Source organism: Flagellimonas ochracea, from assembly GCF_009903685.1.
Lineage (GTDB): Bacteria > Bacteroidota > Bacteroidia > Flavobacteriales > Flavobacteriaceae > Flagellimonas > Flagellimonas ochracea.
In genome coordinates this window covers 1,152,804-1,179,409 of record NZ_JAAABI010000001.1, presented here as the reverse complement: position 1 = coordinate 1,179,409, position 26,606 = coordinate 1,152,804, and the positions used below count along the sequence as shown (strand labels likewise).

Genomic DNA, 26,606 nt, shown 5'->3' with positions numbered 1-26,606 from the left:
GAGGCATTGGCGTTAATAAAAGAGGGGCAAAAGAAGGAACGGCATAAATCATTGGTTGGCCTACTGGAGGAGAATCTTATATCGGGATTGAGCTTTTCCGAAACGATAAGGGAAAGAAAAGAATTCACCGAATATGAGTATTACTCACTGATGATAGGTGAAGAATCCGGTACGTTGGAAACTATAACCAAGGAATTGGGGCATTTTTTTTCGAAGAAGAATGAGCAACACAGGAATTTAGTCAACGCACTTACCTATCCCGTAATTATTTTGACCACGGCGGTATTGGTCGTTGTCTTTATGTTGCGCATGGTCGTACCCATGTTCCAAGATATCTTCGCCCAGAACAATGTGGAACTGCCTTGGATCACCCGATTTATTGTGAACATATCAGAGTTTTTGGGAAGTTATGGTCTATGGCTGGTTCTCATATTTTTTGTTTTGTTTCTTTTAAAAAAACTAGTGTTTAGGAAAGATTGGTTCAAAAGAAAAATGGATTACATTACTTTGCGTATTCCCTATTTAGGCAATTTTGTTAAAGCTGTACATCTTTCCCAGTTCACTAGAGCACTCGCCCTCCTGGTTTCATCCAGCGTTCCTCTACTCAAAAGTATCCAACTAGCTGGCAAAATGATAAACTTTCATCCCCTGAAAGATGCTTTGGACCAAGTTGGTGATGGAATAATAGGGGGCCAAAGCCTGAGTGAAAATCTAAAACGGCATAAAATATTTGATAGCAAAATGATTGCATTGGTAAAGGTAGCTGAGGAAACAAACCAAACTCAATATATGTTTGATAGACTAAATCAACAGTATGCGATAGAAGTGCAACAAAAATCCAAGTTACTGAGTACACTTTTAGAACCCGCTATTATTCTCATTGTAGGTGTTTGTGTGGGAGTCATTCTGGTTGCAATGTATTTGCCCATGTTTAGATTGGGAAGTGTACTTTAGTTTGGATTTGATCATATGGTAAGGTTTGTGCCCATCTATTTTAATATTGATCTTTTTATGTTGAAAAAATGAATTGATAATGCTTATATTTGGAACACAAAACCCCATAAGTTTTGCATGAGAACGTGGCAATTTGAATAGAGTTCAGGGTTCGGTTAATCAGTTTTGGAAAACAGTGTAAAGTATTGATATACAGTAGGGTATGATGGGTTAAAAAATCCTGCCACCCCGACATCACAGCCAAAGGCCGTATCAAATCTGATATGGCTTTTTTTATTTAGTAAACTGAGCAGTTGTTAAACCCAGAAGTCTTTCAAGAGTTTCAATTTGCAAGAGTATTTGGACCCAGTTTTTAAAAACTGTAGGAGACGTATATTTCTTCTTGATTATGTATACTGATCAAAATCATTGAAAAAACCTGTGCTGTGCTATATCTTTCTTCTTACCAAAATCAGTTATTATATGTCAGTGATCGGTAAAAAAGAAATCAAGGAACAAGAGGAAGTTCACAATATAGCTCTTGCATCTTCTGAAATTTACGATTTTGTCATTTTTAGTAATGAAAGCCACACATGGATCTTTCTATTGCTTTTTTCTCTGATGTTCCTTGGTTCCTGTCAACCCCCGGTTATCTTCGGTGAGCCACAACCAGCAGATACAAGGTCCCTTCAAAAGATTCCCGAAATATATCAGGGTACATATTGGTGCAATACCGATAGTGCTTCTTTGTTCGTAGATGAATGGGCATTCATTAAAAGAAAGGAAATTTTGATAAAACTTACCGAAAATGAAGTAACTGAATCTCAGGAATTGCAATTGGTAAACGGCAAATTATTTGTACACGGATGGGGGCAGTCCTTTCCCATTGAACAAAATGGGGATACCATAAGGTCTTCCATTGTAATGCGGGATACGCTTTTTGCTATTGGAACCCATCAAGTGCTTAAACCTTTCAAGGGCCACTTGGTGCTGAACAAAAAACTTGACGAAGATGCCTGGGCGGTACTGGTAGTTTCAGCTTTGACACCAGATGTTTTGACTATTTCGAAAGCGGAATTGCCTGAAGACCTATCACAATTACAGGGCATCACTCCAGTAAGTACCTTGGCCAAAGACAAGGACCGTGAGACCCAAATTTTTATAACGCCCACCAAAGCACAGTTTGAACTGCTAATGGATAAAAAACTTTTATTCCAAGAATCCTGTACAGAATTTGAGCGGGTGTTTCCTGCTCGTATGCCACTTCAATAATTTGACCTTGATCTCAAAATACAAATTTGCTGAACTGACCCAAATCATTTGTGACTCATGTGTCGTGTTGTAATTTCAACGCACAAAATAAATGATTGTTTAACCTAAAAATACTGTTATGTCACTCGTAAAATTTAGAAGAAGACCATGGGGCAATTTAATTACCCAAGACTTTTTTGACATGGATGATTTTTTTGATAATCGCAAGTGGGTTCGCGATATGCTCCCTAGCAAATTCTGGAATGGAAAAACCATGGAGCCTGCTTTGAATATCAAGGAAACCGATGATGATTTTGAGATAGAGCTTGCAGCTCCTGGATTCTCAAAAAAGGACTTTAACGTTACCATTGATGACGGATGTCTAAATATTTCGGCCAAAAAAGAACATTCAGAGGAAGAAAAAAAAGACAACTACACACGCAGGGAGTTTAGCTATAATGCATTTGAGCGGTCGCTACAACTGCCAGAAAGTGTTAAAGAAGAAGAAGTCAAGGCAAAATACAACGATGGTATCCTCAGCTTTAAATTGGCCAAAAAGGAACAAGCCAAAAAGCGCCCTCCAAAAGTGATTGAAGTAGCATAAATTGTTTTTTGACAATTTATTTTCTTAAGTGTCCTCTGAGTAAACCAAGGTATCTCAATATGATAGAACTGGTCGTGGGGACACTTTCTCTTTCCTAAATTACAATCAAGATACCAACTATCTAAGCATGATTCAAGAGCCTTGCACCCTTTCAGTTCAAAAGATAGCAGATATACTCAAGGTCAATTTATCGCAAGGTCTGGATAGCAAGACGATCAAGGAACATTTTTACAAGTATGGCCCAAACATAATTCAGCAAGACGAGCCCAGACACCCATGGCGAATACTTGGAAATCAATTTTTGAACCCTATCATATATATTTTGGTATTCGCAGCGATATTGGCGTTTCTTTTTGGCGACGGATTGGAGGGCTCGGCGATACTAATTGTGATTTTAATTTCAGTGGCCATTGGCTTTTTTATGGAATTAAGGGCTGTTCGTTCATTACAGGCCCTTCGTAAATTGGGACAGGTGACCATGCGCATTGTACGCTCTGGAAAGACCCGGCAAATTAAGTCGTCAGGATTGGTTCCAGGGGATATTATGTTGTTGCAACCTGGTGATTTTATTTCTGCAGATGCTAGATTAATATCCCAAGAAAACTTATCGGTAAAAGAATCCATGTTGACCGGCGAAAGCACTCCGGTACCAAAAAACACCCATTTGTTGCCCAAGGGAACTCCCATTACAGATCAAAATAATATGCTTTTCAAGGGTACAATGGTAATGACAGGCTTTGGAAGGGCTATAGTTGTTGCTACAGGTGAATCTACGCAACTGGGAAAGATTCAGCAGATGGGAATGTCCACTAAAAAAGAACATGCTCCTTTTGAAAAGAAGTTAAACCAATTAAGTAAGTGGCTCATTTGGCTAACACTTATTTTTGCTGTCCTTATTATAGTGGTAGGCTATCTCCGAGGAAGAGATATCATTTTGATGATTGAGACCGGAGTGGCCCTCGCCGTGGCGGCCATACCCGAAGGCCTTCCCATTGTGGCTACGATTGCCTTGGCCCAAGGTATGTTGAGATTGGCAAAAAAAAAGGTCGTCGTCAAAAAACTGGAGGCGGTACAAACCTTGGGAGCTACCGATATTATTTTCACAGACAAAACCGGAACACTTACGGAGGATAAGATGAAAGTGCAAAGCATAATCACATCTGAAGGTGAGTTCTTTGGAGCCGGGGAATCTGGTACAGACTTTTCCTTTAATGGTAAGCCAACAATTTTTGATACTATAATGAGGGCCTCTATCCTTTGCAACAATGAAAAGTTATCCACGGAAGATTTAGCAGGTGATTCCATAGAAAGGGCACTTATCGATTTTGCAAGGCAACAAGGTTATGATATTGATGATATCAGACAAACAAATCCTGAACGGATGGAGCTGCCCTTTGATGCCGATCGAAAACTTATGGCTACGGCACACAAGGGGAAAAATGGATTTCTTGTATATGTAAAGGGAGCCTATGAAAGCCTATTGCCCCATTGCGATGCTATATTGGCCAATGCCGAAACGAGGTCTTTTGAAGATAAAGAGGAGTGGAATGGGAGAGTTAACAACTTGGCCGAGCAAGGGCTTCGCACTTTGGCGTTCGCTACAAATGTTGTAAACAAACTGCCAAAAGACAAGGAAGATTTGGTAAAAAATCTAACATTTCTAGGGGTGATGGGATTCTTGGATTCCGCCCGTAAAGATGTCAGACCGATTATGGATATCTATAAAAAGGCTGGGATACGTGTGGTAATGGTAACTGGAGACCATCCCAGTACCTCAAAAAAAATAGCGGAGGAAGTCGGCATATTGGAACAAGGTGCAAAAGATAGAGTAATACATGGTGAGGAGCTGATTTTACTCCAAGATGGAAATGAAGTCGCAAGTGCAAAGATTCTTAAAGCCTTGGTCTTCGCCAGAGTGACCCCAAAGCAGAAATTAGATCTTATCAGTATGCACCAAGCAAATGGTCATATTGTAGGAATGATTGGGGATGGCATCAACGATGTGCCCGCCCTTAAAAAGGCAGACATTGGCATAGCCATGGGCATACGTGGTACCGAGGCAGCTCGTGAAGTCGCAGATGTTATATTGAAGAACGATAAGTTTGCTACGATTGAATTGGGAATAAGACAAGGAAGGGTCATATTTGAAAATATAAGACAATTTGTGGTCTATCTATTGTCGTGCAACCTGGCGGAAATACTTTCGGTTGGTGTTGCTGCGTTGCTAAATCTTCCTTCACCGCTACTGCCGTTGCAGATTTTGTTTTTGAATATGGTGACCGATGTATTTCCAGCTTTGGCCTTGGGATTGGGAAAAGGAGACCCCGATGTTATGGAAAAATCCCCTAGAAACCCCGAAAACCCCATTATAGATAAAGACGATTGGAAGGATACCATACTTTATGGGCTTTCCATTAGTTTAGTTGTACTTGGAGTGGTGGTTTATGCGGAGTACATTATGGAAGTTTCTTCTGATATTATCAACAATATGGCATTCTTCACCCTGTTGTTGGCCCAATTGCTAAACGTTTTCAATATTCCAAAAGTAGGGCAATCATTTTTTTATAACGAGGTTACCAGAAACCTTTGGGTTTGGATGGCGCTGTTGTTTTCTTTGGCAATTACCTTTTTGGCCTATTTCACGCCTTCCATATCAACAGCACTAGCTTTTGTGGCACTATCATTAGATCAATTTATCATTGCAGCCCTTTTTGCCCTAACTGCGTTGTTGATCGTGCAGCCCATTAAGCGTTTAGGAAGCCTATTTCATCGTCATAAATCAAAGTAAATATCAATATGGGTCACTTTCGATGGTAAGATATTCATATTGATTTGTAAAATCAATTAATGACAACTTGGTCTATACTTGTAAGTATGACATACGTCATTTATTTACAAGTTTGGTAGCATTACATTTATGTAAAAATTACATGGACGGTTTTCGTTCATATCTGTTAAGTAAAGAGTCCTGGTTGGCCTATCTGGTAGTACCGGCAATTGCCATATTGGCCGGAATCCTTATCAGTTGGATGCTGCTCTCCCTATTGAGATTTTCGAATAAAAAAAGACCTTCCGAGCTAAAGCGGCAACTTTTATTTCGCATGAAAAAGCCCACGTTTTATCTCATACCGCTTTTATTGCTCCGTCCTGTAATTTCGTATTTTAGTGTGGAGCTGTTCTGGGAAAAGGTACTTGAAGCGCTGATAATATTCTGTTTTGCCTGGGTTTTGATAGGATTGGTATTGGCGGTAGAGGAAGTGATCAAGGAAAAGTTCTCAATGGATGGAGATTATGTGGCCAGCGAGCGCAAGGCCCTGACTCAGCTTCGGTTTTTAAAAAGTATGGCAATGGTTGTTATTATTACCATTGCCGTGTCTGCTGTATTGTGGAACATACCCAGCGCAAGGCAGCTGGGCAGTACTATTCTCACTTCGGCAGGTGTTTTGGGAATTATTATAGGTGTAGCGGCACAAAAATCTATTTCAAATCTTATCGTGGGACTTCAAATGGCTTTTACCCAAGCTCTCAAAATAGATGATGAGGTGGTTATAGAGGGCGAATTTGGGAATGTCGAGGATATTACCCTTACCTATGTAGTAGTACGCACATGGGACTGGCGACGTTTGGTATTGCCATTGAATTATTTCAATGATAAGCCCTTCGTTAACTGGACGTTCAATTCGCGCCCGCTTATTGCCAGTGTTTATCTTTATGTTGATTACACCCTGCCCGTAGAAGAGCTCAGGGATAAATTGAAGGAAATCTTGGCCCATGATGAACGATGGGATAAAAATATTGCCGATTTTGAAGTGACTGATACCAATAACCGCACCATGGAAGTGCGAGCTTCCTTCAGTGTTGAAAATGCCACTGATGCTTGGAGTTTGCGTTGCAAGGTGAGAGAAGTATTGGTGGCTTATATTAAGGAAAACTATCCGGGAGCCCTTCCCAAATTAAGAAGGACGGAAGCCTCCTTGGGAGCTTCTTAAGTACAAATGGGCAAAAATGTTGTGATTATGGATGTGTTGAACGATTTGGAACTCTTTGAAAGTGCTTTTCAAGCTACTACCGATGGGATTTTGGTGATTGACGAAGAGGGCTTGATCCTTAGGACAAACCCTTCCTTGGATTCAATGTTTGGTTTTGTCAAGAAGGATTTGATACAAAACAACATGAAAAGCCTATTTCCCAATCTTTGGGCGCAAATTCGAGAAAGTAAAGGATTAGACAACAGGAACAAATCACACAATTTAAAGGATAAGACCATTACATGGGGATATAAAAAAGATGGTAGCCAGATACCCCTAGAGGTTAGATGGATTTTCAAGACCATTCAGAAAGAGTTCCGAATCCTTGTCTTTGTGAGGGATATTACCACCAAGGAATTGATTGGGCAGGAACTGCATATACAAGAGGTCAAAAACAAGGCCCTTTTGGAAGCAATTCCGGATATGATGTTCATTTTGAACAACAAAGGGGATTTTGTGGATTTTTATATTCCAGAACATCAGGAAACCTTGTTCTCCAAGGAAGAAATGGGCAATGCAAAAATTGTTGATCTATTTCCTTCCAAAATGTACCCAGACTTGCATAAGTCATATTCAAAAATTGTGAAAACACGGGAAAACCAACAAGTAGAACTTCGCATTGACAAAAACGGGCTGAAAGATTATGAGATTAGGCTGGTACCCATGAACAATCTCAATGTTATGGGAATAGTTCGGGAGATAACAGAAGCAAAGCAAGTTGAAAGTTCACTGCGGCGCGAAAAGGAAAAACTTCAGCAGTACCTGAATATAGCTGCATCTATGTTTGTTGTCATAAACATAGATCATAGGATAGAACTGGTAAATGACAAAGCTTGTGAGGTATTGGGTTATCAAAAAGAAGAATTGTTGGGCAAGGACTGGTTTCATACCTGCTTGCCCGAAGAAGAGCGGGCTATGATTTTGGAGATGTTCGATGATGTGATGAATTCCAAAAAGCCTTTGGAGGGGTTTTATGAAAACCACATCATTACCAAAAAAGGAAAAAAACGGCTGATACGTTGGCGCAATTCCATGCTGACAGACTCCAATGGAAAGGCTATTTCCTCACTTAGCTCTGGAATTGACATTACGGAAAGAAAAGCGACCTTGGATATGTTGCATTTACGAAATAGAGCACTCGAGGCCGCTAGCAATAGCATTATTATCTCAGATGCTAAAAAAACCGATATGCCCATCATCTTCAGTAATGATGCTTTCCAGAAAATGACCGGTTACTCTGAAAACGAAATCCTTGGCAAAAATTGCCGTTTCCTCCAAAGTGATGACCGCGACCAAGAGGAAATCGCCATTATACGTCGTGCACTTGATCAAGGTGAAGGCTGCCAGGTGGAGCTCCGTAACTATAAAAAAGATGGTACCTTGTTTTGGAATCAACTTACCATTACCCCCGTTCATGATAAAGCGGGGAAGCTTACCCATTTTATAGGTGTACAAAGGGATATCACCGAGCGTGTGAAAGAAGAACAACTACAGGTACAAGTTCGCCAAATCTTGGAAATGGCAACCAAAAACCGTCCCCTAAAGGAAATATGCGAAGAGATTGTAAAAGGTGTAGAGGCCTATCTTAATAGAGGTAGGGCGGTTGTTTATGCAGTCAATCCGTATACTAAAAGACTTCAAACATTGGCAGCGCCGCATGTGCCAAAGTCTTTTTTGGCTGGGGTTGAAGGGGTTTCCGTCGGCCAGAAAAAATGCTCTTGTTGTACAGCAGCGTATTTGAAAGAAGAAGTGATTGTAAGTGATATAGAAGCTAGTGAGGAATGGAAGGAACTCGGGGAACTTGCATTAAAAAATGATATCAGGGCCAGTTGGTCTTTCCCAATAGCAGATTCAACTGATGAGGTATTGGGAACTTTTACCATTTACCTCGACCAAACAGTAAGGCCTAGCAAAAGGGAACTGGAAGTGGTAAAAGATATGGCCAAACTCAGTGGGTTGGCTGCGGAACGTCATACCATCAAAAGAAAACTGGAGGAGAGCCAAAAACAACTGCAAGAATATGCCAAATCGCTTGAGAAAGAGGTGTCAAAACGTACAGCAGCACTCAGGAAAACAGTGATGAAACTGGTGGAGACCAATCAACGACTGACCGAACAAAGCCAACTGGCCAAGACCAATCAAGAAATATTCTCCGCCATTGCCCAAAATTTTCCCAAAGGGGTGATTTTTGTATTCAACGCCCAAATGGAATTTGTTTTTATAGAAGGGGAGGAACTATCACGAATAAATTTGAACAAAGACGATTTTAAGGGCAAGCACATCGATGATATTTCCGTTTTTTCCGAAAACCGGATGAATCGCATAAAAGATGATATTCGAAAAACCCTTGATGGTGAACACCTTTCGTTTGAGATCGATTATGGAACAGAGGTGTATGCAGTAAATTCAGCACCACTCAAGGCCATTGACGACACGGTATGGGCCCTTTTTGTGTACAGTAACATAACGGAACAGAAACAAGTTGAAAAAGAAATACGCAGAAACTTGCAAAAGGAAAAAGAATTGAGCGAACTCAAGTCTCGCTTTGTTTCCATGGCTTCCCACGAGTTCAGGACACCACTTAGTGCCATACTTTCTTCGGCTATATTGATTGAAAAACAAAATGCTCCGGACAAGGTTGAAAAAAGAAAAAAATACGTCGACCAGATTAAATCCAATGTTAGAAATCTTGTGGTTATACTCAATGATTTTCTCTCTTTGGGAAAATTGGAAGAGGGCAAAACCGTAAGTCATCCCGAATATTTTAATCTATTGGATCTGACCGCTGCGTTGATTGAAGAAATGACCGCGGACAAAAAGGATGCCCAAACTGTTGTTTTGAATCATCAAGGGGAACCTATTCCGGTCTTTCTAGATCCTAAGTTGACACGCCATATCCTAATCAACCTGCTCTCCAATGCGATGAAATATTCACAAAGTGATACCACCATTTTGGTGAGCGTGGTTTTTAAGGAGGATGAGGTTTTGTTGCACATTAAAGATCAAGGGATTGGCATACCTTTAGGTGAGCAGGAGCATCTTTTTGAGCGCTTTTTTAGGGCGAGGAATTCAGAAAACATTCAAGGTACGGGTATTGGGTTGCACATCGTAAAACAGTATGTAGAACTTATGAATGGAGAAGTAACCTTCATCAGTGAAGAAGGCATAGGCACCACATTTACTTTGAGTTTTCCAATAAATTCAACGATTAGGATATAACATATTAATTGAAAGAGTTTTAAACAACCAAAAAAAATGAAAAAAATACTGATTATTGAGGACAACAAGGATGTACGGGAGAATACCGCGGATATACTGGAACTTGCCAATTATAGTGTAACTACGGCACCTGACGGTGAAATAGGCATTGAGCGGGCCCGTGAGGTATGCCCAGATCTTATCGTATGCGATATTATGATGCCAAAACTCGATGGTTATGGAGTTTTGAACGCCCTGAACAATTACGATGAAACGGCTGGTATTCCTTTCATCTTTTTGACCGCTAAATCTGAAAAGGCTGAAATGCGCAAAGGAATGAATTTGGGGGCAGACGATTATTTGACCAAGCCTTTTGAAGATTATGAACTCATAGAGGCCATTGAATGTAGGATTAAGAAAAACGAATTCTTACAGAAAAAAGTACGTAATGATGTTGAGGGAATCCATCAGTTTTTGGAAGAGGCATCCGATTATCTCAATATTGGGAACATTGCAAAAAAATACAATCAGAAGGATTACGAAAAGAAGGATTTTCTGTTTATGGAGGGCGATGGCGCCCATACACTTTATTTTGTGCAACGAGGTGTGATAAAAACATACAAATCCACTGAGTCTGGAAAGGAGCTGGTAACTGGTCTTCATAAAACAGGGGATTTTATAGGACAACTTTCTTTGTTGAGTCCTGAAGGGAAATATTTGGAAACAGCAGTTGTACTGGAAGAGGCAGAGGTTTTTGGTATACCCAAGGAACAATTCACCCAATTGATTTACGGCAATAAAGAGGTCGCCCAGAAGTTTATTGGACTCATTTCAAACAACCTGATTGAAGTACAGGAACAATTGGTCGATATGGCCTATTCCTCAGTGCGAAAAAGAGTGGCCAAGACACTTTTGTCCATGCGAGATAAGGGTATCATTAAAACAGGTATTGATGAAGGATTGGACATACCTCGGGAGGATTTTGCTGGAATAATCGGAACTGCTACGGAGACCGCTATACGTACACTAACAGATTTTAGGGAGGAAGGATTGATCACTATGGGCAAGGCGCGTCGCATTATACTTTTAAATAAGGATGAGTTACAACACGTGGCTGAATTTGGTTAAGAGTTGCTCATTTGTCCGAGTACTCGTTCAACCTGATTCAAATCATTTGAAATTAAAATGGAAACCAACATATTTAAGTCCATTACATAACATGTTTTGTAAAAACAAAAGCAAAATTTTTTAACATATATGCTAAAATGAACAAGAATAAGAAAAACACGGCTATGAATGCGACGAAATCAAACCCTAGGACTGCTTTCTTGCTTGGAGTTGGACTCGATAAACTCCATAACGAAAGTCGTGAATGGCTTAGCACGATAGCCTTTTGGAAAGATGAAACCAAGTTTTTTGCCCGTATCTTAAAGAAGAAAGACTTCAAAAATCATACTACATCCGAGTATGGCAAAATATTGAATAATCTGGATAAGGTTCATGCCGATCTTTTCGATTACCTGTCCGATGATATCATTGCCCATGAAAAGCTTTTGGCCCGACTTATAAAAGGTGAAAAAGGCATTGCCGATGAGGATTATCGTGAACAGCATCATAAGTTGAGTTCAAGAATGGATACCTTCACAAATGATTTTAGGGTATTTAAAAAAATGGTCTTTGGTTATGTAACGGCACTTTGAAATTTGCTGAACCAAAGCGAATAGGGCAGTATCTCATCAAAAATCAATGTCCAATCCAATTGGACAATGGTCTGAACCGTATATTTCCGAAAATATGTGGACAGATTTTATTTTCTCCATCAAGGCTGGACTCACCAAGAAATAGTCAATACGCCATCCCACATTTCGTTCACGGGCTTTGAAGCGATAACTCCAATAGGTGTAGGCCACTTGCTCTGGATGCAAATGTCGATATATATCCACTAATCCAGAATTGATGAAGTTATCCATTCCATCTATCTCAATTTGGGTGTACCCTGCTGTTTTATTGTAATTGGCCTTGTCATTTTTTAAGTCAATGGCCCTGTGCGCCACATTAAAATCACCACAAACGATAATGGGCTTTTTCTTTTCCAATTCTTTCAAGTATCTCAAAAAATCGGCATCCCATTGTTTGCGATATTGCAGCCGGTCCAATTTTTGCCCGGAATTTGGCACATAAACATTGACAAGATAAAAATCTTCATATTCTGCGCATTGTATCCTTCCTTCTTGATCATGTTCCGAAATACCCATATCGTTCTGGACCATTTCCGGATTCTTTCTACTTAAAAGAGCCGTACCGGAATAGCCTTTTTTTTCTGCGGCATTATGATATAATTCATACGCATCAATCGAAGAAAGTGCTTTGCTGACCTCATCATCTTGTGCTTTTGTCTCCTGTAGACAGAGAATATCTGGATTTAGCTTTTCAATCGAATTAAAGAAGTCCTTTTTTACAGTTGCCCGAATGCCGTTGACGTTCCAAGAAATTATTCGCATGTCCCTTGTCTAATTTTCTGTTTTATTAAAGATAGGGCAATCAAATTTTTCCTGGGCATTTTTTTGAAAACATAGTGATTACATGTATTTGGTCAAAAAACGGAAAAACTTCTTTTTCAAATCGGCGTAGATTTGGCGTTGTGCCTCCATTTTATTTCTGAACTCCAGATGCTTGTTGAATAGTACGGTGTCCATTGCATCTTTGCCTGTTCTGCTCTGGTCGGCAATTCTATTTTCATGAATCTCAATGGATTCCCTTAGATCATCTATTGTTCCTCCATGCAGTATGAACTCGTTCTGAAAATGCTCTAGTTGAGCCAATACCTCTTTTTTGGTCCATCGGGTAACCAGTTCACTAAGGCGATTGTTGAAACTTTTTAGTTCATCTTCCCAAAATGCGAGCTCACTTTGCCACTGCTTGTGTTCAAAATGCAGGTCTTCGTTGTATATTATTTCTTTTTCCATGACTAAATATTTTGTGGTTCGGTTTCATTTATGAGTTGTGCCAATCCGCGCTTTCCCAATACTTTTTCCAAGTCCTCTTTTTCGACTACTTCTTTCTTCAGCAGTATTTGGGCCAACTTTTCAAGTTCTTCTCGATGTTCAAGAAGCAAGTTTTTTGTTCGTTTATAGGCATTGGAGATTAAACCTTGTACTTCACTATCAATCAACTTGGCCATTTCCTCACTATAGGGCTTGACCAACATATTCTCGTATTGGCCTGTAGAATCATAAAAACTGATGGGTCCAACCTCTTCATCAAGGCCATAATATGAGACCATGGTATAGGCTTGTTTTGTGACTTTCTCCAAATCGTCCAAAGCACCGGAGGAAATCTCCCCAAAAATTATTTCCTCGGCTGCCCGGCCACCCAATGAGGCACAAATTTGATCGAGGAATTGCGATTTTGTCACAATTTGGCGTTCTTCAGGCAAATACCAAGCAGAACCAAGGGATTTCCCTCTTGGGATAATTGATACTTTAACCAAGGAATCCACATGCTCCAAATACCAACTGGCGACTGCATGGCCCGCTTCGTGATAGGCCACAATTTGCTTTTCCTTTGGAGATATAATTTTGCTTTTACGCTCTAAACCTCCTATTACGCGGTCACGTGCTTCCATAAAATCTTGTTGTTGCACTTCGTTTTTTTTCTTTCGAGCAGCAATGAGCGCGGCCTCGTTGCATATATTGGCAATATCGGCACCCGAAAATCCTGGACTCAATTTGGCCAATTGTTCCACATCTACATCGTTAGAAAGCTTTAGCGGGCGTAGATGGACTTTGAAGATTTCGCCACGTTCCAATTGGTTGGGCAACTCCAGATAAATATGGCGGTCAAATCTGCCTGGACGCAAAAGGGCTTTGTCGAGTACATCGGGACGGTTGGTCGCGGCCAGAACAATGACTCCTGTATTGTCTCCAAAACCATCCAGCTCGGTAAGTAACTGGTTTAATGTACTTTCACGTTCATCATTGGCCTGAAACGCATTGATTTTTCCCCTTGATCGACCCACAGCATCAATTTCATCAATAAAAATGATACTGGGCGCTTTGTCTTTGGCCCGTTTGAATAGATCGCGTACCCGTGATGCACCCACACCGACAAACATTTCAACAAATTCGGACCCAGACATCGAAAAAAAGGGTACCTGTGCCTCGCCAGCTACGGCTTTGGCCATCAACGTTTTTCCTGTTCCCGGGGGGCCCACAAGCATAACGCCTTTTGGAATTTTAGCTCCAAGCTTGGTATACTCTTCCGGGTTTTTCAGAAAATCCACTACTTCCATGACCTCAGCTTTGGCCTCTTTTAATCCGGCAATATCGTTGAACGTTACCTTGCTCTTGGCACCTTTTTCCGTAAGCTTTGCAGTTGATTTTCCAAAATTGAACAGGGGATTTCCTGAAGTGCCCCCACCCATTCTGCGGATTATGTAAACCCAAAATAGGATGATAATGCCAAGCGGTACCAACCATGATAATATTGTTACCCAATTGGTTCGACTTTCATACCTGATGTCGATTTTTTCCGCGCTGGTGATATTTTGCTGCGCCTGCTGCAGTTTATTCTCAAAAGTTTCTACGGAACCAATGGTGATATAGTAATGAGGTCCGCTGTCACTTCTGAACAGGCCATCGGTAACTTCTTTAAATTCGGGATTGTCGAGTTTGTCTTTTTTCAGATATATTTCAGCGATTTCCTTATTGACCACAATTATCTTTTCAATGGCATTCTTTGCCAATAGTGTTTCCTCAAGCTTCATCCAACTTATTTCTTGAGTGCTCTTTAGTACATTTGAAAAAATGGAAAAAACCACCAGAAAGGCAATCAGGTACCAATAAAACCAATTGATGCCACGTCCACCGTATGGTGAATTGGGTTTTTTAGGGCTTTGTTCCCCACTTCCTTTATGGTTGTTTTCAGATTTATGCGCCATCTTTTTCAAAAATTGCAAATTGCTCCAGGGCTTCTAAAGCCTCACATGCAGTGATTATAGAGCCGCTGCCTCCCATAGAGATGGCCACGGCCATAGTTTCCAAAATTTCTTTTGAGGATGCACCAGCGGTCAGTGCATTGTGTACATAAAAAGCAATGGAACCATGACCGCCCATGGTGAGCGCAGCACCTAGGGAAATAAGTTCCTTTACCCGGGGGGAAAGCGCACCATCTGCTTTGCAGACACTTTGCAATTCACTAAAATTTTGCATGACCACGGGCATGCGCTCCCGTAATCTTTTCATACTCCCAATCAAATCGTTGTACTTTTTGGAATGGTCTTTTATCATCGTTTCATATTTCTAATTCATGGTCGCCAATTTCTTTGGACTCCTAATCAAAGCTAGTCCAGAACAAAGAAGTTTGAAATGATTCAGGTCATTTGCGCAGTGGTGGGGAGGTACTTATTTTGAAAACAGAAAAACTTTACTATAATGAGAACACAAATAGTCAAATTGCCCAAAACTTTGGTTACAATTGCGATACTTTTGTTAATGGGCTGCGGTCCCGTGGTATGGACAGCAAGTATTCAGAACCCGCCACCACCATGGTTCTATCCTAATCGTTTGGAAGTGGTCCGTTATGTTTATTTTCCCGAGTATAGCATTTATTACGACTTGTCTACCCGCGTTTATATATACCTTGACGGAGGTGTTTGGGTACGTAGGCCTTTTCTGCCATCACGATATCGAACATTGGATTTGAGGCGTTCCCGTTACGAGAGAGTAAGAGGATATCGAAGCGACAATATCAAGCGTTACCATGAAGAACATAATGCGAACCGAGGCAGAAGCAATAGGGAAAAAATCAGGAGAAACAACTAATAGATCTTGATTTAGTTGGTCTCCGTTTGAGCAAATCTATTTTGTAATTTCCGAGGTATCCCTAATTACCAAAAAAGGAACTTTTATATGAAATCCAATTTGGTCGATATTTTGTCTTAGTAAAATACGCTCAAAAAAGGAATGCTTTCGGTTCATCATGGCCAAAATTTGAAAATCATTTTGATCAATGTGCTCTAAGATGGCCTCGGGCATTTTCTTACCTGCAATGGTGACGAATTCGCTGGGAATCTCTTCCAGAACTCGTTCTAAGTGGTCTTTGTTTTGTTTCTGAACTTCGGTCAATTGCTGTTCTTCTTCCTCTTTTACGTATAACACTGTGACTTTTGCCATGTGCTCTTCGGCAATTTCAATGAGCGTATTGAGCTCCTTGCTTTTGTATTGAGACCATAGGTCAGTGGGGAAAAGTATGTTTTTTACTTTTTCAAACTCACTGCTTTCTGGTATGGCCAACACGGGAATTTTTGACTTTCGTATAACGAATACTGCATTGGACCCCAGAAACATTTGCTTGGCACCGGTAGCTCCTTTGGTGCCCATGACCACCAAGTCAATGTCTTTCTCATCAACAAGGTTATTGATTTCATCCGTCAGCGTATTGAAAGCCGAAACGGTCTCGATGTGATGGTTTGGGTTGGGAAATTTTTCCTCAATATCTTTTAAGGTTTTTTCCAGTCCAGCTAAGGAAACATCCACCTTAATGTCTGGAATGGCACTATAGGCTGGACCACCTATCAGATAATCCATTCGATAAAAAACCGGGGTATAGGTGTGCAGCACATAAAATTTTACAGTTTCATCTTTAAAGAATTCCATGGCATAGCATATAGCGTTCCAGGCATTGATGGAAAAATCGGTAGGAATGATAATAGTTTTCATAATCGTTATTTAAGTATCCGTGGGGAGATTTTCCAAAAATACTAGCCTAAAAAATGGAAAGCCATGATATGCATCAGTCATGATTAAAGTATCCGATGGTTTCCATGTGTGAATAACAGATTATGTGAACCACAAATTAAGAATGAACTCGACATGCTTGTCGTAAATTAAAAACGCTTTGTATGACCGAGGTCATTTTACATGTCCATTAAAAGTGGCAACTTCAAGTTCTTTCTAATGATAAAATCGAGAAATTATGGCACTTAACTTTAATCAATATGCAACGGAAGGTAATACGTTTTTAAAAGACTACACCAAGCAATTGGGTTTGGGCAAGGATACGGAAAAAGCTGGAAGGATTTTTTCATCCATTATGCACGCATTGCGTGAGATCATTCCAGTGGAAGAATCACTGCAGTTTATTGCACAGCTCCCTATGTTCCTAAAAGCAGTTTATGTCAATGGGTGGAGCATCAAAAAGAAAAAAAACAAGATTAAGCACATGGATGAGTTTATTGAACTGGTAAAACGAATGGATGAACCTGCGGCCATAAATGATTATGGTTATGAAAATGACTTGGCTGAAAAGTATATCGATTTGACCTTTATTTATTTAAGGAAATACGTTTCGCTTGGAGAAATGCAGGATATCCGGGACGGTCTTCCCAAAGATCTAAAAAGCATGATCTATTCCAATTTGATGTTCTAACATTTTTAAAGATGAGCCTACTACTAGCTTTGACGATTTATATTGTCCTTTTCTTCTTTGTCCAATATCTGAAAAAAATTGGGGCATAGCCATAGGGGTCCAAGTGAACACTTTTTAAATGAAGTTTAAGCTTAGATGCTAAGGGACATTACTTCTGAGGTCAAAATGATTAAAATCATTGCAAGTAAAACACACCCAAGGTACATTGTGGCCATAAAACTATAGCCATGAAAAAACTACTTTTTTTAACTCTGACACTTGTATTATCTCCATTTTTTGCAATCTCCCAGACCTTAGAGGCAATTAATAAGCCCAAAATAAAGGGGCTTGATGAGGTTGCACCTTTTAATGAAGGTCTGGCAGCGGTCAGAAAGGGAAATCAATGGGGTTTTATCGATGAAACCGGTGAAATGATCATCGATTTTAGGAACGATTTGGTATGGAATGCAAATGTGGATTCCCAGCGCAATGATGTCATGGGAATCAAGTACCCCCAGTTCAACAATGGACGCTGTTTAATCCAGGAAGTAAAAGATGAAGGTATTCCTTATTACGGATTTATCGATACCAAAGGACAAATAGTCATCGAGCCGGAATACCTGAACCTCACCCAATTTGAGGATGGAAAAGCGGTAGGTATTTTTTGCAGGAGAACGTTCAGGGGGAAAAACAATTTCCAATTAAATATTTACGAATACACGTTTACCGAGGTTGTGCTCAACACTAAAGGTGAAATTATTTGGCCCATTGGTGATAGGGAAGGAATCTCCATGACCAAGAAACGATATGAAATGCCTGAACTTCAAGCAAAACTAATTTCATCAGATTTATTATCTGTAAAAACAAAAGCAAACGGTTGGGAGATAAGAACCATAAATCCGCAAAATCATAAACCATGAACAGATTGAAAGATAGGGTGGCTATAATTACCGGTGGCGCCAACGGCATAGGCTTGGCTACAGCTGAGCTTTTCCTAAAAGAGGCGGCGAAAGTGGTTATTGTGGACTTGGATAAAGAAGCACTTGAGAAAGCAAATACGCAACTTGATCATGAAAATTTAGCGTACTGCGTTGCTGATGTTGCCAAAACCAAAGATACCTATACCTATATTGATTTTACCCTGAAGAAGTTCGGCAAAATCAATATCTTTTTTGCGAATGCAGGGATCGAGGGCACTTCAAAACCAATAGCGGATTATCCCGAAAATATTTTTGACCAAGTAATTGCTGTGAACCTGAAAGGTGTCTGGAACGGTTGCAAATATGTAATCCCAAAAATGGAGGAGGGAGGCAGTGTGATGATTACCTCTTCAGTGGCTGGTCTAAAAGGATTTGCTGGGTTGGGGGCCTATGTCGCCAGCAAACATGCCGTAATTGGTCTTATGCGGGTAGCTGCCTTGGAAAATGCCGGACGAAAAGTTCGCGTAAACACCATCAACCCTGGCCCGGTCAACAACGACATGATGCGACGAATTGAAAAGGATATGTCGCCGGAAAATCCAGATGAAGTAATGAAAGGTTTCGAGTCATCAGTGCCCTTTGGTAGGTATGCTGAATCGAGTGAGATTGCAGATATGGCGCTGTTCTTGGCCTCGGATGATAGTAAATATGTAACTGGATGTATGCATGTAGTGGATGGAGGCATGTTAACAGCATAAAAAATTTAAGATGAAAAAGGAACTATTCTTAGTGGCCTTCATTGGTTTTCTAATTTGGAACTGCAAACAGCAGGCCGATGCAGCTAAACCAAAAGTGGACGAGTTGGTAACGGAAGCCAAAACGACATCACAAATACCATCAATTGTGGAAGAGCTTTTTGAATTTGCCAATGTATCCCACACTGCTACCACCGATATCAATGAACTCATGTTGTTCAAGGAAATTGATCAAAAGGAACTGATACATGAAATTGATATGGATCGGGCAGTCAGCCTGTATAAACAACTCATGAAGCGCAAGGAGTCCACCTCATTTCCCATATTTGAGATAAAAGGTGCAGAAACAGCAATATTATCTATTCAAGGAATCGGATATGGAGGTGCTATCTGGGCAAAAGTACTTGTCGACAAAAATACTTTGGAGATAAAGAAAATAGCATTTGACCACAAAGCAGAATCAGAAGGTTATGGAGCCGCAATGACGGGAGCATCGTTTGAGAATCAATTTGTCGGGAATACGATAGATTTTGATAAGAACAACTTCCGTCTTGAACGGCAAATAGAGAAAAGAACCGACGATGGAAGCATTGTGGAAGGAATATCTGGAGCGACCATGACCAGTGAAGCCGTTGTTGAAATGGTAAACATAGGTCTTAGAAGATATAAGGCCTATCTATTGGGTCATTAGATAAAAACCTGTAGAACAATAAAATTTATACAAATGAGTCAGCTTAAGATTATCGAGGTCACTCCTCAAAACATAATGGAAGAAACACTCTTCTGTATAAAAGATGTGAAAAGCGAAGCATTTGATTGCAAACGAATTTGGCATGAAAAAAGGCACAACGAAGGGTTAAGGATAAGAATCCTAAAAAATGAAGATGATAAAATGATCGGGTTCATTGAATATGTTCCTATCGAAAACGCATGGCGCCCTGTGGGAGGCAATAACTTTATGTTCGTCCATTGCATGTATGTCTATTCCAAAAAAGACCGAAATAAAGGATATGGAAGTGCTCTTTTGGAGGCATGTGAAAAGGATGCACTGTCCTGTGGAATGTCGGGAGTCTGTGCCATGGTCAGTAAAGGGGCTTGGATGGCCGATAAAAGCCTTTTCGAGAAGAATGGTTATCAGCAGGTTGATGAGAGAGGTCGATTTGATCTGTTGTCGAAAAAGTGGGATGCTAGGGAAACCAATCCAAGGCTATATGATTGGACTGTGCAGCAATCAAAATATAAAGATTGGCACTTGATATATGCAGACCAATGTCCTTGGCATGAGAAATCGGTTGGAGCCCTTTTGAATATGGCAATGGATTTTGATATTGATTTGAAGATTACAAAGTTGAAAACGGCCCAAGAAGCGAAGAACGCACCATCTGGCTATGGCGTGTTTAGTCTGTTGCATAATGGAAAGCTATTGGAAGACCACTATATAAGTGCCACTCGATTTAGGAACATTCTTAAGAAAGAGCGGCAGATAGGGATGGAAAGTGCGTAAAAGATATAATACCAATATCATGTTTTAAGATTTTTAATAATACGTCATGGAACAATTAAAAGAGGAATGCTGCCCTGTCTTTCAACCCAAAAAATGGGAGGGAAAGACTTTTGAATGGAACCGTAAAAAGTTCATAAAAGAATCTGTGCCTACATTTTTTCATATTCCTTTGCCACCCATGATTGGAAAGCGAGTTACCAAAATGACGAAGTTGGCTGAGGATGCTAAAAAGCTTGATGTAAATAAGGAAGATATGCTGTTGTTGTTCATGGATCCCACAGCTTTTAGATCCGAGATGTATCTTTCAGTTACCGATGTCGTTCCGGGCGCAACGAACGCAACGCTCACGGGAACTTTTGTGAGCAAAGTCTTTGACGGCCCTTACAAAGCCGTACCAAAATTTATGAAACAAATGGATGCTGCTTTGGAAAAACAAGGTAAGAAGACCAAAAACCATTATGTGCATTATGCCTATTGTCCGAAATGTGCTAAAGAAAAAGGACATAACTATATGGTATTATTTGCACAGATTGATTAGTGGAAAAAATTTGGCCTGTTCACTTTTTGATAGGAATCTTAAGGTTCAATGTACCTACTATTATCATATCTAGATGCGCATAGGTCTGTTATATAATAGTCCTGTTTCTTCAAGTAGTATTTGTTTTCCTGTTAAAAACAAAACCCATCAGCATGAATACGGATGCTGCCACAAGGGTATACCCTAGAATACCAATATTCCTTAGTTCCATATTGTCCAAGGGAACACCAATCAATCCAGCCAAGCTAAGCACCCCACTTATGACCATGAGCATCCTGACTGCTTTTTCCAGATTCCCGGTTTTAAAAACCGGAGCAGCAAAAAGCATGGAAAGAGCAAAGAACCAGTCCCGCGCCAAAATGTCAAGGGCATAGACCATAGATGGCCACCTAAATGAGAATAGCATTCGTTGCCATTCCGACGAGTTGTCTCCGACCGGAAAATCCAAGGTTAAGACTGTAAAATGCACACAGGAAGTGATGCCTGCCATAACGGCCATGCATAAAAGCGCTATACGACTGAACATTTTGTCTTCCAAGGCTGCGTATGCATGTACTGTGGACATCCCAATCAACATCAATGGAGCAATTAGCAATGTGAATATTTCCATCAAGGTGAAGTAAGGATCGCCAATTGGGTCATCCGAGGATTCTAGTGATAGCAATCCTAGAGCAGTGGTAACCATATATATCAAAAGAAGAATGCATACTGCCCAAGAGGAAAACCTGCCCATGGCTCGATGTCTAGGTGTAAAACCTTTGTTGTAAATTCTGTTACTTCCTTTCATCCCATTATACAATCTTTAATTGGGTTAAAAAGCATAAGTTGACAACCACACAGTTATTGGTGTAAATCAGATTGGCGATTTATCGGCATCAGGATTACTAACTTTGGCAGTATGTATGGCAGGGATGTCCCAAGCCTCTGTAATCTTGCCGTCAACAATGCGCCACACAACCACAGCATCCAATTCCATCCGCTGACCGTTCAATACCATGGTGTCCTTAACATGCGTAACCACCAATTCATCTCCCATAGGGGTGATGGATATAGGGTGCACTTTAAAGCTGCCACCTGAAAACCCTGCCATTTTTTTGAAAAAGTCTTGAAAACCTTTGGGACCGATGTAGTCTCCTTGGACATCGGGTAGCTTTGGATTAAAGAAATGCAAAACTGCATCTTCGGATAGTATTTCCAAAGGACCCGCAGTATTGTTTGGGTCAAACTGCGATAAAACGGCAATGTTAGGATGTATCGTATTCATGGTTTTAATTTTTATGATTAATTATTCTGGTCCTGGGAATCATGACGAAACTACTCTTTGTTGATGTTGCTTTATTTTTTCCACAATGGGTTCAATGCTGGACTTGTCCATATGGTCAAATCCATAACGCTCTTCTTTACGGGCTTGGGGATTGGGGTTAAAAAGAGATCCGACCCACAAAATCTGCCGAAGCCACCAACTGATTTTTGAATGGTCCAACTTACCACCAAGGGCCACATGCTCCATTTGTGATAATAGTTCCTCAGGCAAGGAGTTGGCAACCCAATTATTGAGTTTGGCACTGGCCCCGGCACCGGAGACCGAAAACAAAATCTTTGACCGGCCATTAAGCTTGCTCAAATTTGCCCTTGCCCACTTTCTAATGGTCAACTTAAAATACAGCACCGAACTGCCCAATACCAAAAAATCATATTTTGATGGATCGGCGTGGTCATCTTTGATATCCAATATGGGCAGTCCAGTGGCTTCGCCGATCCATTTGGCATACTGTTCCGTGCTGCCGTACTTGCCTGAGAAAAAAATTGCACCCTTCATAATACTTTGTTTTAGTTATTGATTTTTCAAAAGTTCGCTCACCCATAGGCTCAAAAAACAGAGCCATGTCACCGACTTTCAACAGGTAGCCTATTTCTTTTCACCAAAAGCCAGATGCTTAGTGCGAGTTCTGCAACAGCCATTGTTGACATTATAATTACCTCAAGTGTTTCAGGCAGATGAAAATCTACATAGAATACGATATATGTAAAAGATGCCACCACTAACAAAATACCAAGGCTTTTTGGGATATATGCTGACTTGAAGACCGAATAACCAAGTACGAAGATGTGCAAGGCAAAAAATACGTATCCTAAGAGTTTTATGGATGCATAACCATAAACATCGATAATTTGAAATGCCAAAGCAAGCAATGCAATTATCAAAGTAAAAGCGTATAGCAGCCTAAGACCTGCCGTTAGCGCCGCAAGATTCCTGTTCGCGGGTTTAAGAACTACATAAAGCGCAAGACCAATAATAACATCAAGGACAAGTACAAGTAGATAACCAACCGCAGCAAAAAAGAAGTGCTTTCCATCGGCCTCAATATCACTGGCTAAAGCTTCTGTGTCACCCGGTACAACAAAATTGGCTAATAGAAAATCATCAACTAAGGTTACGATTAAGGCTGAGGTGATAAATGCAACCCCGACAACCACTGCAGCTTTACTGGTCGAACCATTGGTGATGAAATTTTTCATATCGTTTTCTTTTGGTTTGTTAAATACTTTCAATTTTAAACAAAATAGATTACAACTATGGAATCTTTATTCAGCACGGGTTAAACGCTCCAAACTCTTCCTTACTGGCTTGTAGGTTGGGGTTGAAAAAGGGACCTAACCCGTAGGACCAAAAACCAAGGCCCTGTCACCAATATTGGCAAGCTCACAACTTTTGGAAAAGCTGCTAAAATCCAGTTCTATGTAAAACCGTATGCTTTCTTCCTCTGGAGAAGAAACTATGGGAAGCCAACGATAGGGCAGATCCAATTTGGTTACTTTCGGAGCCATTAAATTAAGAATGGCATACTGTCCTTTTTGATACTGGAATCTTATCGGTTTTTCAAAACGCAATTCCAGCGTTTTGTCATCGATTTGTTTACGTTCCAAGAGTGAAACTATTCTCTCATCAACATAGGTTGCATCATCACATGCTGACCATATTTTGTCTCGATTCATCTGTAATGCAGCTAAGAATCCTCCCGTGATGCTTCCTTCGAATCCTCCACCTGGAAAGGCCCATGCCGATGCGAAATACAAATTGGGTATCAAGAAATTGTTTCTGAATCGCTTGTCTCCTGTTTGTTTTTTGGTTTGGGCATAACCGTACACCGATCCACTGGGATTCGAAGTATATCGTTGAATCGTTTTTGATGTAGAAACTTCGTAGTATTCAATACTATCCCGAATTCCAGGAAACTGTTTCTCCAATCGTTGTAACAGTATCTGGGCCACTTCTTCCTTCTTCGCCTTGTAGTCTTCCTCGTTCAGGTCTTTCCAGTCTTGCAGATAATCGACCGTACAGATCACTCCTTCTGATTTGCCGGGTGGTGACAGTTGGGCATCTACCTTACCATAGTCTACAAAAATGAATCTGCGCTTCGACCAATCGCCCTGGTGGTTGGGCTTGACGTCTTTCAAGGATTTGACATCCTCACCCTCGATGACATTCGAGTAATGTTTCACTCCGAATTCCTCCACATCCTTGCTGAAACCGAGGTACATGCACAATAGCGAGCAAGAATTGATTTTGTCATCGATGCTTTCCTTCAAAGAACTGGCAAAGGGCTCATCCAGCATAGCTGGTACCAAGGGAATGGCGCAATTGGCGATTGCATTATCACAAGAAACAGTGACGGGTTCCAAGTTGTTGTTAAATGGATCACGAAAGGTGACTCCCGCCACTCGCCCGTTATCAGTGACGATCTTCTCTACCTTTTTACCAAGTAGAACAGTGCCACCCTTCTTTTCAATGTATGTTGCGAGATGATTGGACAACTGTTGGGACCCCCCTTTTATAAAGTGACCACCATTCTGGATAAAGCCGGAAAAAGGCAACCCATAGTAGAACATCGATAGGGTATAGGGATCATCGCCCCAATAGGCAAGGTGTGCCACTAGATCGATTTTTGCGTTTTCATTGGTGATGTACTTATCCAACCAGGATCCGACCGTATGTCTATCGGCTTCCACAAGATTCGGGTAGAGCAGGGGCATCAACGGATAGATGAGCTTTTTTACCCATCGCGAACGCGGTTGATTGGTCCCTTCCTTTCGGATTCCTGCGAGCACTTTCAAGAAGCGCTTGATTCCTTTTGCATCCTCTGGGTATCTGTCGATCAGCGCCTTGGTCACTGCATCATAGCCATGCGGGAACACGAATTTCCCCCGATCTGAATAGGCGGCATAGAATTCCGGTACTTTCAGTAGATCGACCTCTTGATCGACTTCGAGCATTTCGAAAATTTGTGGAATCGTACCATTCTCCACTATACCGCTCATTTCATGTAGGCCAACTTCTATGATAAAATCTCCTCGTTTAAAGGTGGTCGCACAACCACCGGGTTTATGGTGCTGTTCCAACAACAGCACTTTCTTTCCGAATTTTGCTAGGGTGGCTCCTGCGGTCAGCCCGGCCAAACCTCCTCCGAGAACAATAGTGTTGTATTTCATGGTGTTGTAGTTTAATATCAATCCGACTGGTTGTTGGACCAACGCACTAGAGGTAGGTAATGTTTATGGGAACCGTAAGACAGGGATTTACTTTTCCTGAATTGCAATAGGCGAGGTGAAGTTAGTGCTGATAACCACATTTTAAAATGATGAATATCAGTATTGTATCGTTTATATCTGAATTTGTTTTGCAGATTAACTTGATCAGAAAAAATTGTCTAATGGAAATGAGTTCATGGGCAAGAAATCCTTTTTTACTATTTTTTTTGTACCGATTTCCCTCCTTTGAACAACAGCCAAAACATAAATACAGGTTCACCCCAACCTAAATAGGTGCTTAGAGGGAGATTGACTTCAGGAAAGAGAAAACGAAAAAAATAATCAATCAAATAACTCAGACCGGCAATCAGTAATAGGACTCCCCAAATTTTTGGGACGTAGTCTGCCTTAAAGGCCAAATAGCCCAATAAAAAAAGATGAAGGCCAAAAAACGCGAATCCAATGGCCCAAGTATCATTAAATGCATTGAGGGAAAGCATTATTTCTGCATTTAGCCCATTTCTTCCTGATTCGCTCAAGAGTTCTGTACTGTTCAAAAACTCCAGCACCTTAAAATAATTTGCCAAGGCGACTGCATAAATGCCTGAATAAATCAACCGAAACCATGCGGTCAATAAAGAAATATTGCTGTTAACTGGTTTAAGAAACACGTAGAGTGCCCAAGCCACCAGAATGTCAAGGATAATAACTACCAAATAGCTGCAAATACCAATTCGGAATTGTTGTTCATTTCCCATAATGTTTTCAACGGTGGTGTTTACATCTTCAGGTACAATTAGGTTTTCAAAAACATAGTAGAAGGCATAGAGCGCAAAAAAGGTCATCAACAACAACCCCCAACCTGCCGTCAATCCTGCTTGGCGAAGTGATAATTGCATACTTTTGGTGGGCTTATCAAATGTTGACATTGTCTTTGG

The 26,606-nt window shown here is 40.7% G+C and carries 26 protein-coding genes; 15 read left to right on the top strand and 11 right to left on the bottom strand.

Annotated elements, in window-relative coordinates; all coding sequences use genetic code 11:
• The 8 genes from GTQ34_RS05500 to GTQ34_RS05465 form a co-directional block, all read left to right on the top strand.
• A partial coding sequence (locus GTQ34_RS05500; protein ID WP_166522730.1) for a type II secretion system F family protein occupies window positions 1–954 on the top strand: 954 nt, incomplete at its 5' end.
• A gap of 462 nt (window positions 955–1,416) precedes the next feature.
• The gene (locus tag GTQ34_RS05495) at window positions 1,417–2,205 is read left to right on the top strand and encodes a hypothetical protein (RefSeq protein ID WP_166522729.1); all 789 of its coding nucleotides are present in this window, start codon (window positions 1,417–1,419) and stop codon (window positions 2,203–2,205) included.
• A 118-nt stretch (window positions 2,206–2,323) separates the two neighbouring features.
• The gene (locus tag GTQ34_RS05490; RefSeq protein ID WP_166522728.1) at window positions 2,324–2,788 is read left to right on the top strand and encodes an Hsp20/alpha crystallin family protein; all 465 of its coding nucleotides are present in this window, start codon (window positions 2,324–2,326) and stop codon (window positions 2,786–2,788) included.
• A gap of 127 nt (window positions 2,789–2,915) precedes the next feature.
• Window positions 2,916–5,576: a cation-translocating P-type ATPase gene (locus tag GTQ34_RS05485; protein ID WP_166522727.1), complete on the top strand. Its 2,661-nt coding sequence runs from the start codon at window positions 2,916–2,918 to the stop codon at window positions 5,574–5,576.
• A gap of 142 nt (window positions 5,577–5,718) precedes the next feature.
• Window positions 5,719–6,777: a mechanosensitive ion channel family protein gene (locus tag GTQ34_RS05480; RefSeq protein ID WP_166522726.1), complete on the top strand. Its 1,059-nt coding sequence runs from the start codon at window positions 5,719–5,721 to the stop codon at window positions 6,775–6,777.
• Between the two features lie 27 nt (window positions 6,778–6,804).
• Window positions 6,805–10,035 carry a PAS domain S-box protein gene (locus GTQ34_RS05475; RefSeq protein WP_166522725.1) on the top strand — a complete coding sequence of 1,077 codons (3,231 nt, stop codon included), beginning with the start codon at window positions 6,805–6,807 and terminating at the stop codon, window positions 10,033–10,035.
• A 36-nt stretch (window positions 10,036–10,071) separates the two neighbouring features.
• Entirely contained in the window at window positions 10,072–11,142 is a 1,071-nt protein-coding gene (locus tag GTQ34_RS05470; protein ID WP_166522724.1) for a response regulator, read from the top strand.
• A gap of 137 nt (window positions 11,143–11,279) precedes the next feature.
• Window positions 11,280–11,714 (top strand): hypothetical protein, encoded by a 435-nt coding sequence (locus GTQ34_RS05465; protein WP_235914967.1) that lies wholly within the window; start codon window positions 11,280–11,282, stop codon window positions 11,712–11,714.
• A gap of 36 nt (window positions 11,715–11,750) precedes the next feature.
• Here the strand turns inward: GTQ34_RS05465 and GTQ34_RS05460 are convergent, their stop codons facing one another.
• The 4 genes from GTQ34_RS05460 to GTQ34_RS05445 all read right to left on the bottom strand — a co-directional run bounded on the left by GTQ34_RS05460 (window position 11,751) and on the right by GTQ34_RS05445 (window position 15,302).
• On the bottom strand, window positions 11,751–12,515 hold the full coding sequence (locus tag GTQ34_RS05460) for an exodeoxyribonuclease III (protein WP_166522723.1): 765 nt from the start codon (window positions 12,513–12,515) through the stop codon (window positions 11,751–11,753).
• A 78-nt stretch (window positions 12,516–12,593) separates the two neighbouring features.
• Window positions 12,594–12,980: a hypothetical protein gene (locus GTQ34_RS05455; RefSeq protein ID WP_166522722.1), complete on the bottom strand. Its 387-nt coding sequence runs from the start codon at window positions 12,978–12,980 to the stop codon at window positions 12,594–12,596.
• Between the two features lie 2 nt (window positions 12,981–12,982).
• A complete protein-coding gene (gene ftsH / locus GTQ34_RS05450) occupies window positions 12,983–14,953 on the bottom strand; it encodes an ATP-dependent zinc metalloprotease FtsH (RefSeq protein ID WP_166522721.1) in 1,971 nt (656 codons plus the stop codon).
• Complete coding sequence (locus GTQ34_RS05445; protein WP_208103827.1) at window positions 14,943–15,302, bottom strand: carboxymuconolactone decarboxylase family protein; 360 nt, start codon at window positions 15,300–15,302, stop codon at window positions 14,943–14,945. Before GTQ34_RS05445 ends, ftsH begins: the two co-directional genes overlap by 11 nt.
• Window positions 15,303–15,446: 144 nt before the next feature.
• Between GTQ34_RS05445 and GTQ34_RS05440 the strand changes: the two genes are divergently transcribed.
• On the top strand, window positions 15,447–15,836 hold the full coding sequence (locus tag GTQ34_RS05440; RefSeq protein ID WP_166522720.1) for a hypothetical protein: 390 nt from the start codon (window positions 15,447–15,449) through the stop codon (window positions 15,834–15,836).
• 36 nt (window positions 15,837–15,872) lie between these two features.
• On the opposite strand, the gene GTQ34_RS05435 is transcribed toward GTQ34_RS05440, so the two are convergent.
• A complete protein-coding gene (locus tag GTQ34_RS05435; RefSeq protein ID WP_166522719.1) occupies window positions 15,873–16,733 on the bottom strand; it encodes a universal stress protein in 861 nt (286 codons plus the stop codon).
• Window positions 16,734–16,989: 256 nt separating this feature from the next.
• On the opposite strand from GTQ34_RS05435, the gene GTQ34_RS05430 reads away from it, so the two are divergent.
• The 6 genes from GTQ34_RS05430 to GTQ34_RS05405 all read left to right on the top strand — a co-directional run bounded on the left by GTQ34_RS05430 (window position 16,990) and on the right by GTQ34_RS05405 (window position 21,138).
• Window positions 16,990–17,442: a DUF2267 domain-containing protein gene (locus tag GTQ34_RS05430; protein WP_166522718.1), complete on the top strand. Its 453-nt coding sequence runs from the start codon at window positions 16,990–16,992 to the stop codon at window positions 17,440–17,442.
• 227 nt (window positions 17,443–17,669) lie between these two features.
• Window positions 17,670–18,341: a WG repeat-containing protein gene (locus GTQ34_RS05425; protein WP_166522717.1), complete on the top strand. Its 672-nt coding sequence runs from the start codon at window positions 17,670–17,672 to the stop codon at window positions 18,339–18,341.
• On the top strand, window positions 18,338–19,099 hold the full coding sequence (locus GTQ34_RS05420) for an SDR family NAD(P)-dependent oxidoreductase (protein WP_166522716.1): 762 nt from the start codon (window positions 18,338–18,340) through the stop codon (window positions 19,097–19,099). The genes GTQ34_RS05425 and GTQ34_RS05420 overlap by 4 nt, the downstream gene beginning before the upstream one ends.
• A gap of 10 nt (window positions 19,100–19,109) precedes the next feature.
• Entirely contained in the window at window positions 19,110–19,787 is a 678-nt protein-coding gene (locus tag GTQ34_RS05415; RefSeq protein ID WP_166522715.1) for an FMN-binding protein, read from the top strand.
• Between the two features lie 33 nt (window positions 19,788–19,820).
• Complete coding sequence (locus GTQ34_RS05410; protein WP_166522714.1) at window positions 19,821–20,600, top strand: GNAT family N-acetyltransferase; 780 nt, start codon at window positions 19,821–19,823, stop codon at window positions 20,598–20,600.
• Between the two features lie 46 nt (window positions 20,601–20,646).
• Complete coding sequence (locus GTQ34_RS05405; RefSeq protein ID WP_166522713.1) at window positions 20,647–21,138, top strand: hydrolase; 492 nt, start codon at window positions 20,647–20,649, stop codon at window positions 21,136–21,138.
• Between the two features lie 109 nt (window positions 21,139–21,247).
• On the opposite strand, the gene GTQ34_RS05400 is transcribed toward GTQ34_RS05405, so the two are convergent.
• The 6 genes from GTQ34_RS05400 to GTQ34_RS05375 form a co-directional block, all read right to left on the bottom strand.
• Complete coding sequence (locus GTQ34_RS05400) at window positions 21,248–21,925, bottom strand: hypothetical protein (RefSeq protein ID WP_166522712.1); 678 nt, start codon at window positions 21,923–21,925, stop codon at window positions 21,248–21,250.
• 66 nt (window positions 21,926–21,991) lie between these two features.
• Complete coding sequence (locus tag GTQ34_RS05395; RefSeq protein WP_166522711.1) at window positions 21,992–22,402, bottom strand: nuclear transport factor 2 family protein; 411 nt, start codon at window positions 22,400–22,402, stop codon at window positions 21,992–21,994.
• 39 nt (window positions 22,403–22,441) lie between these two features.
• Window positions 22,442–22,957 (bottom strand): flavodoxin domain-containing protein, encoded by a 516-nt coding sequence (locus GTQ34_RS05390; RefSeq protein ID WP_166522710.1) that lies wholly within the window; start codon window positions 22,955–22,957, stop codon window positions 22,442–22,444.
• A gap of 68 nt (window positions 22,958–23,025) precedes the next feature.
• Window positions 23,026–23,658 carry a DUF4386 domain-containing protein gene (locus GTQ34_RS05385; protein WP_166522709.1) on the bottom strand — a complete coding sequence of 211 codons (633 nt, stop codon included), beginning with the start codon at window positions 23,656–23,658 and terminating at the stop codon, window positions 23,026–23,028.
• Between the two features lie 135 nt (window positions 23,659–23,793).
• Window positions 23,794–25,629 carry an FAD-dependent oxidoreductase gene (locus GTQ34_RS05380; RefSeq protein WP_166522708.1) on the bottom strand — a complete coding sequence of 612 codons (1,836 nt, stop codon included), beginning with the start codon at window positions 25,627–25,629 and terminating at the stop codon, window positions 23,794–23,796.
• 257 nt (window positions 25,630–25,886) lie between these two features.
• Window positions 25,887–26,597 carry a DUF4386 domain-containing protein gene (locus GTQ34_RS05375; RefSeq protein WP_208103826.1) on the bottom strand — a complete coding sequence of 237 codons (711 nt, stop codon included), beginning with the start codon at window positions 26,595–26,597 and terminating at the stop codon, window positions 25,887–25,889.
• Window positions 26,598–26,606 lie beyond the last annotated feature (9 nt).

What these genes read in the sequence shown, in the direction of transcription:
- GTQ34_RS05495 (WP_166522729.1), top strand. Translation starts at nt 1,417, where the DNA reads ATGTCAGTGATCGGTAAAAAAGAAATCAAGGAACAAGAGGAAGTTCAC.
- GTQ34_RS05490 (WP_166522728.1), top strand. Translation starts at nt 2,324, where the DNA reads ATGTCACTCGTAAAATTTAGAAGAAGACCATGGGGCAATTTAATTACC.
- GTQ34_RS05485 (WP_166522727.1), top strand. Translation starts at nt 2,916, where the DNA reads ATGATTCAAGAGCCTTGCACCCTTTCAGTTCAAAAGATAGCAGATATA.
- GTQ34_RS05480 (WP_166522726.1), top strand. Translation starts at nt 5,719, where the DNA reads ATGGACGGTTTTCGTTCATATCTGTTAAGTAAAGAGTCCTGGTTGGCC.
- GTQ34_RS05475 (WP_166522725.1), top strand. Translation starts at nt 6,805, where the DNA reads ATGGATGTGTTGAACGATTTGGAACTCTTTGAAAGTGCTTTTCAAGCT.
- GTQ34_RS05470 (WP_166522724.1), top strand. Translation starts at nt 10,072, where the DNA reads ATGAAAAAAATACTGATTATTGAGGACAACAAGGATGTACGGGAGAAT.
- GTQ34_RS05465 (WP_235914967.1), top strand. Translation starts at nt 11,280, where the DNA reads ATGAACAAGAATAAGAAAAACACGGCTATGAATGCGACGAAATCAAAC.
- GTQ34_RS05460 (WP_166522723.1), bottom strand. Translation starts at nt 12,515, where the DNA reads ATGCGAATAATTTCTTGGAACGTCAACGGCATTCGGGCAACTGTAAAA.
- GTQ34_RS05455 (WP_166522722.1), bottom strand. Translation starts at nt 12,980, where the DNA reads ATGGAAAAAGAAATAATATACAACGAAGACCTGCATTTTGAACACAAG.
- ftsH (WP_166522721.1), bottom strand. Translation starts at nt 14,953, where the DNA reads ATGGCGCATAAATCTGAAAACAACCATAAAGGAAGTGGGGAACAAAGC.
- GTQ34_RS05445 (WP_208103827.1), bottom strand. Translation starts at nt 15,302, where the DNA reads ATGATAAAAGACCATTCCAAAAAGTACAACGATTTGATTGGGAGTATG.
- GTQ34_RS05440 (WP_166522720.1), top strand. Translation starts at nt 15,447, where the DNA reads ATGAGAACACAAATAGTCAAATTGCCCAAAACTTTGGTTACAATTGCG.
- GTQ34_RS05435 (WP_166522719.1), bottom strand. Translation starts at nt 16,733, where the DNA reads ATGAAAACTATTATCATTCCTACCGATTTTTCCATCAATGCCTGGAAC.
- GTQ34_RS05430 (WP_166522718.1), top strand. Translation starts at nt 16,990, where the DNA reads ATGGCACTTAACTTTAATCAATATGCAACGGAAGGTAATACGTTTTTA.
- GTQ34_RS05425 (WP_166522717.1), top strand. Translation starts at nt 17,670, where the DNA reads ATGAAAAAACTACTTTTTTTAACTCTGACACTTGTATTATCTCCATTT.
- GTQ34_RS05420 (WP_166522716.1), top strand. Translation starts at nt 18,338, where the DNA reads ATGAACAGATTGAAAGATAGGGTGGCTATAATTACCGGTGGCGCCAAC.
- GTQ34_RS05415 (WP_166522715.1), top strand. Translation starts at nt 19,110, where the DNA reads ATGAAAAAGGAACTATTCTTAGTGGCCTTCATTGGTTTTCTAATTTGG.
- GTQ34_RS05410 (WP_166522714.1), top strand. Translation starts at nt 19,821, where the DNA reads ATGAGTCAGCTTAAGATTATCGAGGTCACTCCTCAAAACATAATGGAA.
- GTQ34_RS05405 (WP_166522713.1), top strand. Translation starts at nt 20,647, where the DNA reads ATGGAACAATTAAAAGAGGAATGCTGCCCTGTCTTTCAACCCAAAAAA.
- GTQ34_RS05400 (WP_166522712.1), bottom strand. Translation starts at nt 21,925, where the DNA reads ATGAAAGGAAGTAACAGAATTTACAACAAAGGTTTTACACCTAGACAT.
- GTQ34_RS05395 (WP_166522711.1), bottom strand. Translation starts at nt 22,402, where the DNA reads ATGAATACGATACATCCTAACATTGCCGTTTTATCGCAGTTTGACCCA.
- GTQ34_RS05390 (WP_166522710.1), bottom strand. Translation starts at nt 22,957, where the DNA reads ATGAAGGGTGCAATTTTTTTCTCAGGCAAGTACGGCAGCACGGAACAG.
- GTQ34_RS05385 (WP_166522709.1), bottom strand. Translation starts at nt 23,658, where the DNA reads ATGAAAAATTTCATCACCAATGGTTCGACCAGTAAAGCTGCAGTGGTT.
- GTQ34_RS05380 (WP_166522708.1), bottom strand. Translation starts at nt 25,629, where the DNA reads ATGAAATACAACACTATTGTTCTCGGAGGAGGTTTGGCCGGGCTGACC.
- GTQ34_RS05375 (WP_208103826.1), bottom strand. Translation starts at nt 26,597, where the DNA reads ATGTCAACATTTGATAAGCCCACCAAAAGTATGCAATTATCACTTCGC.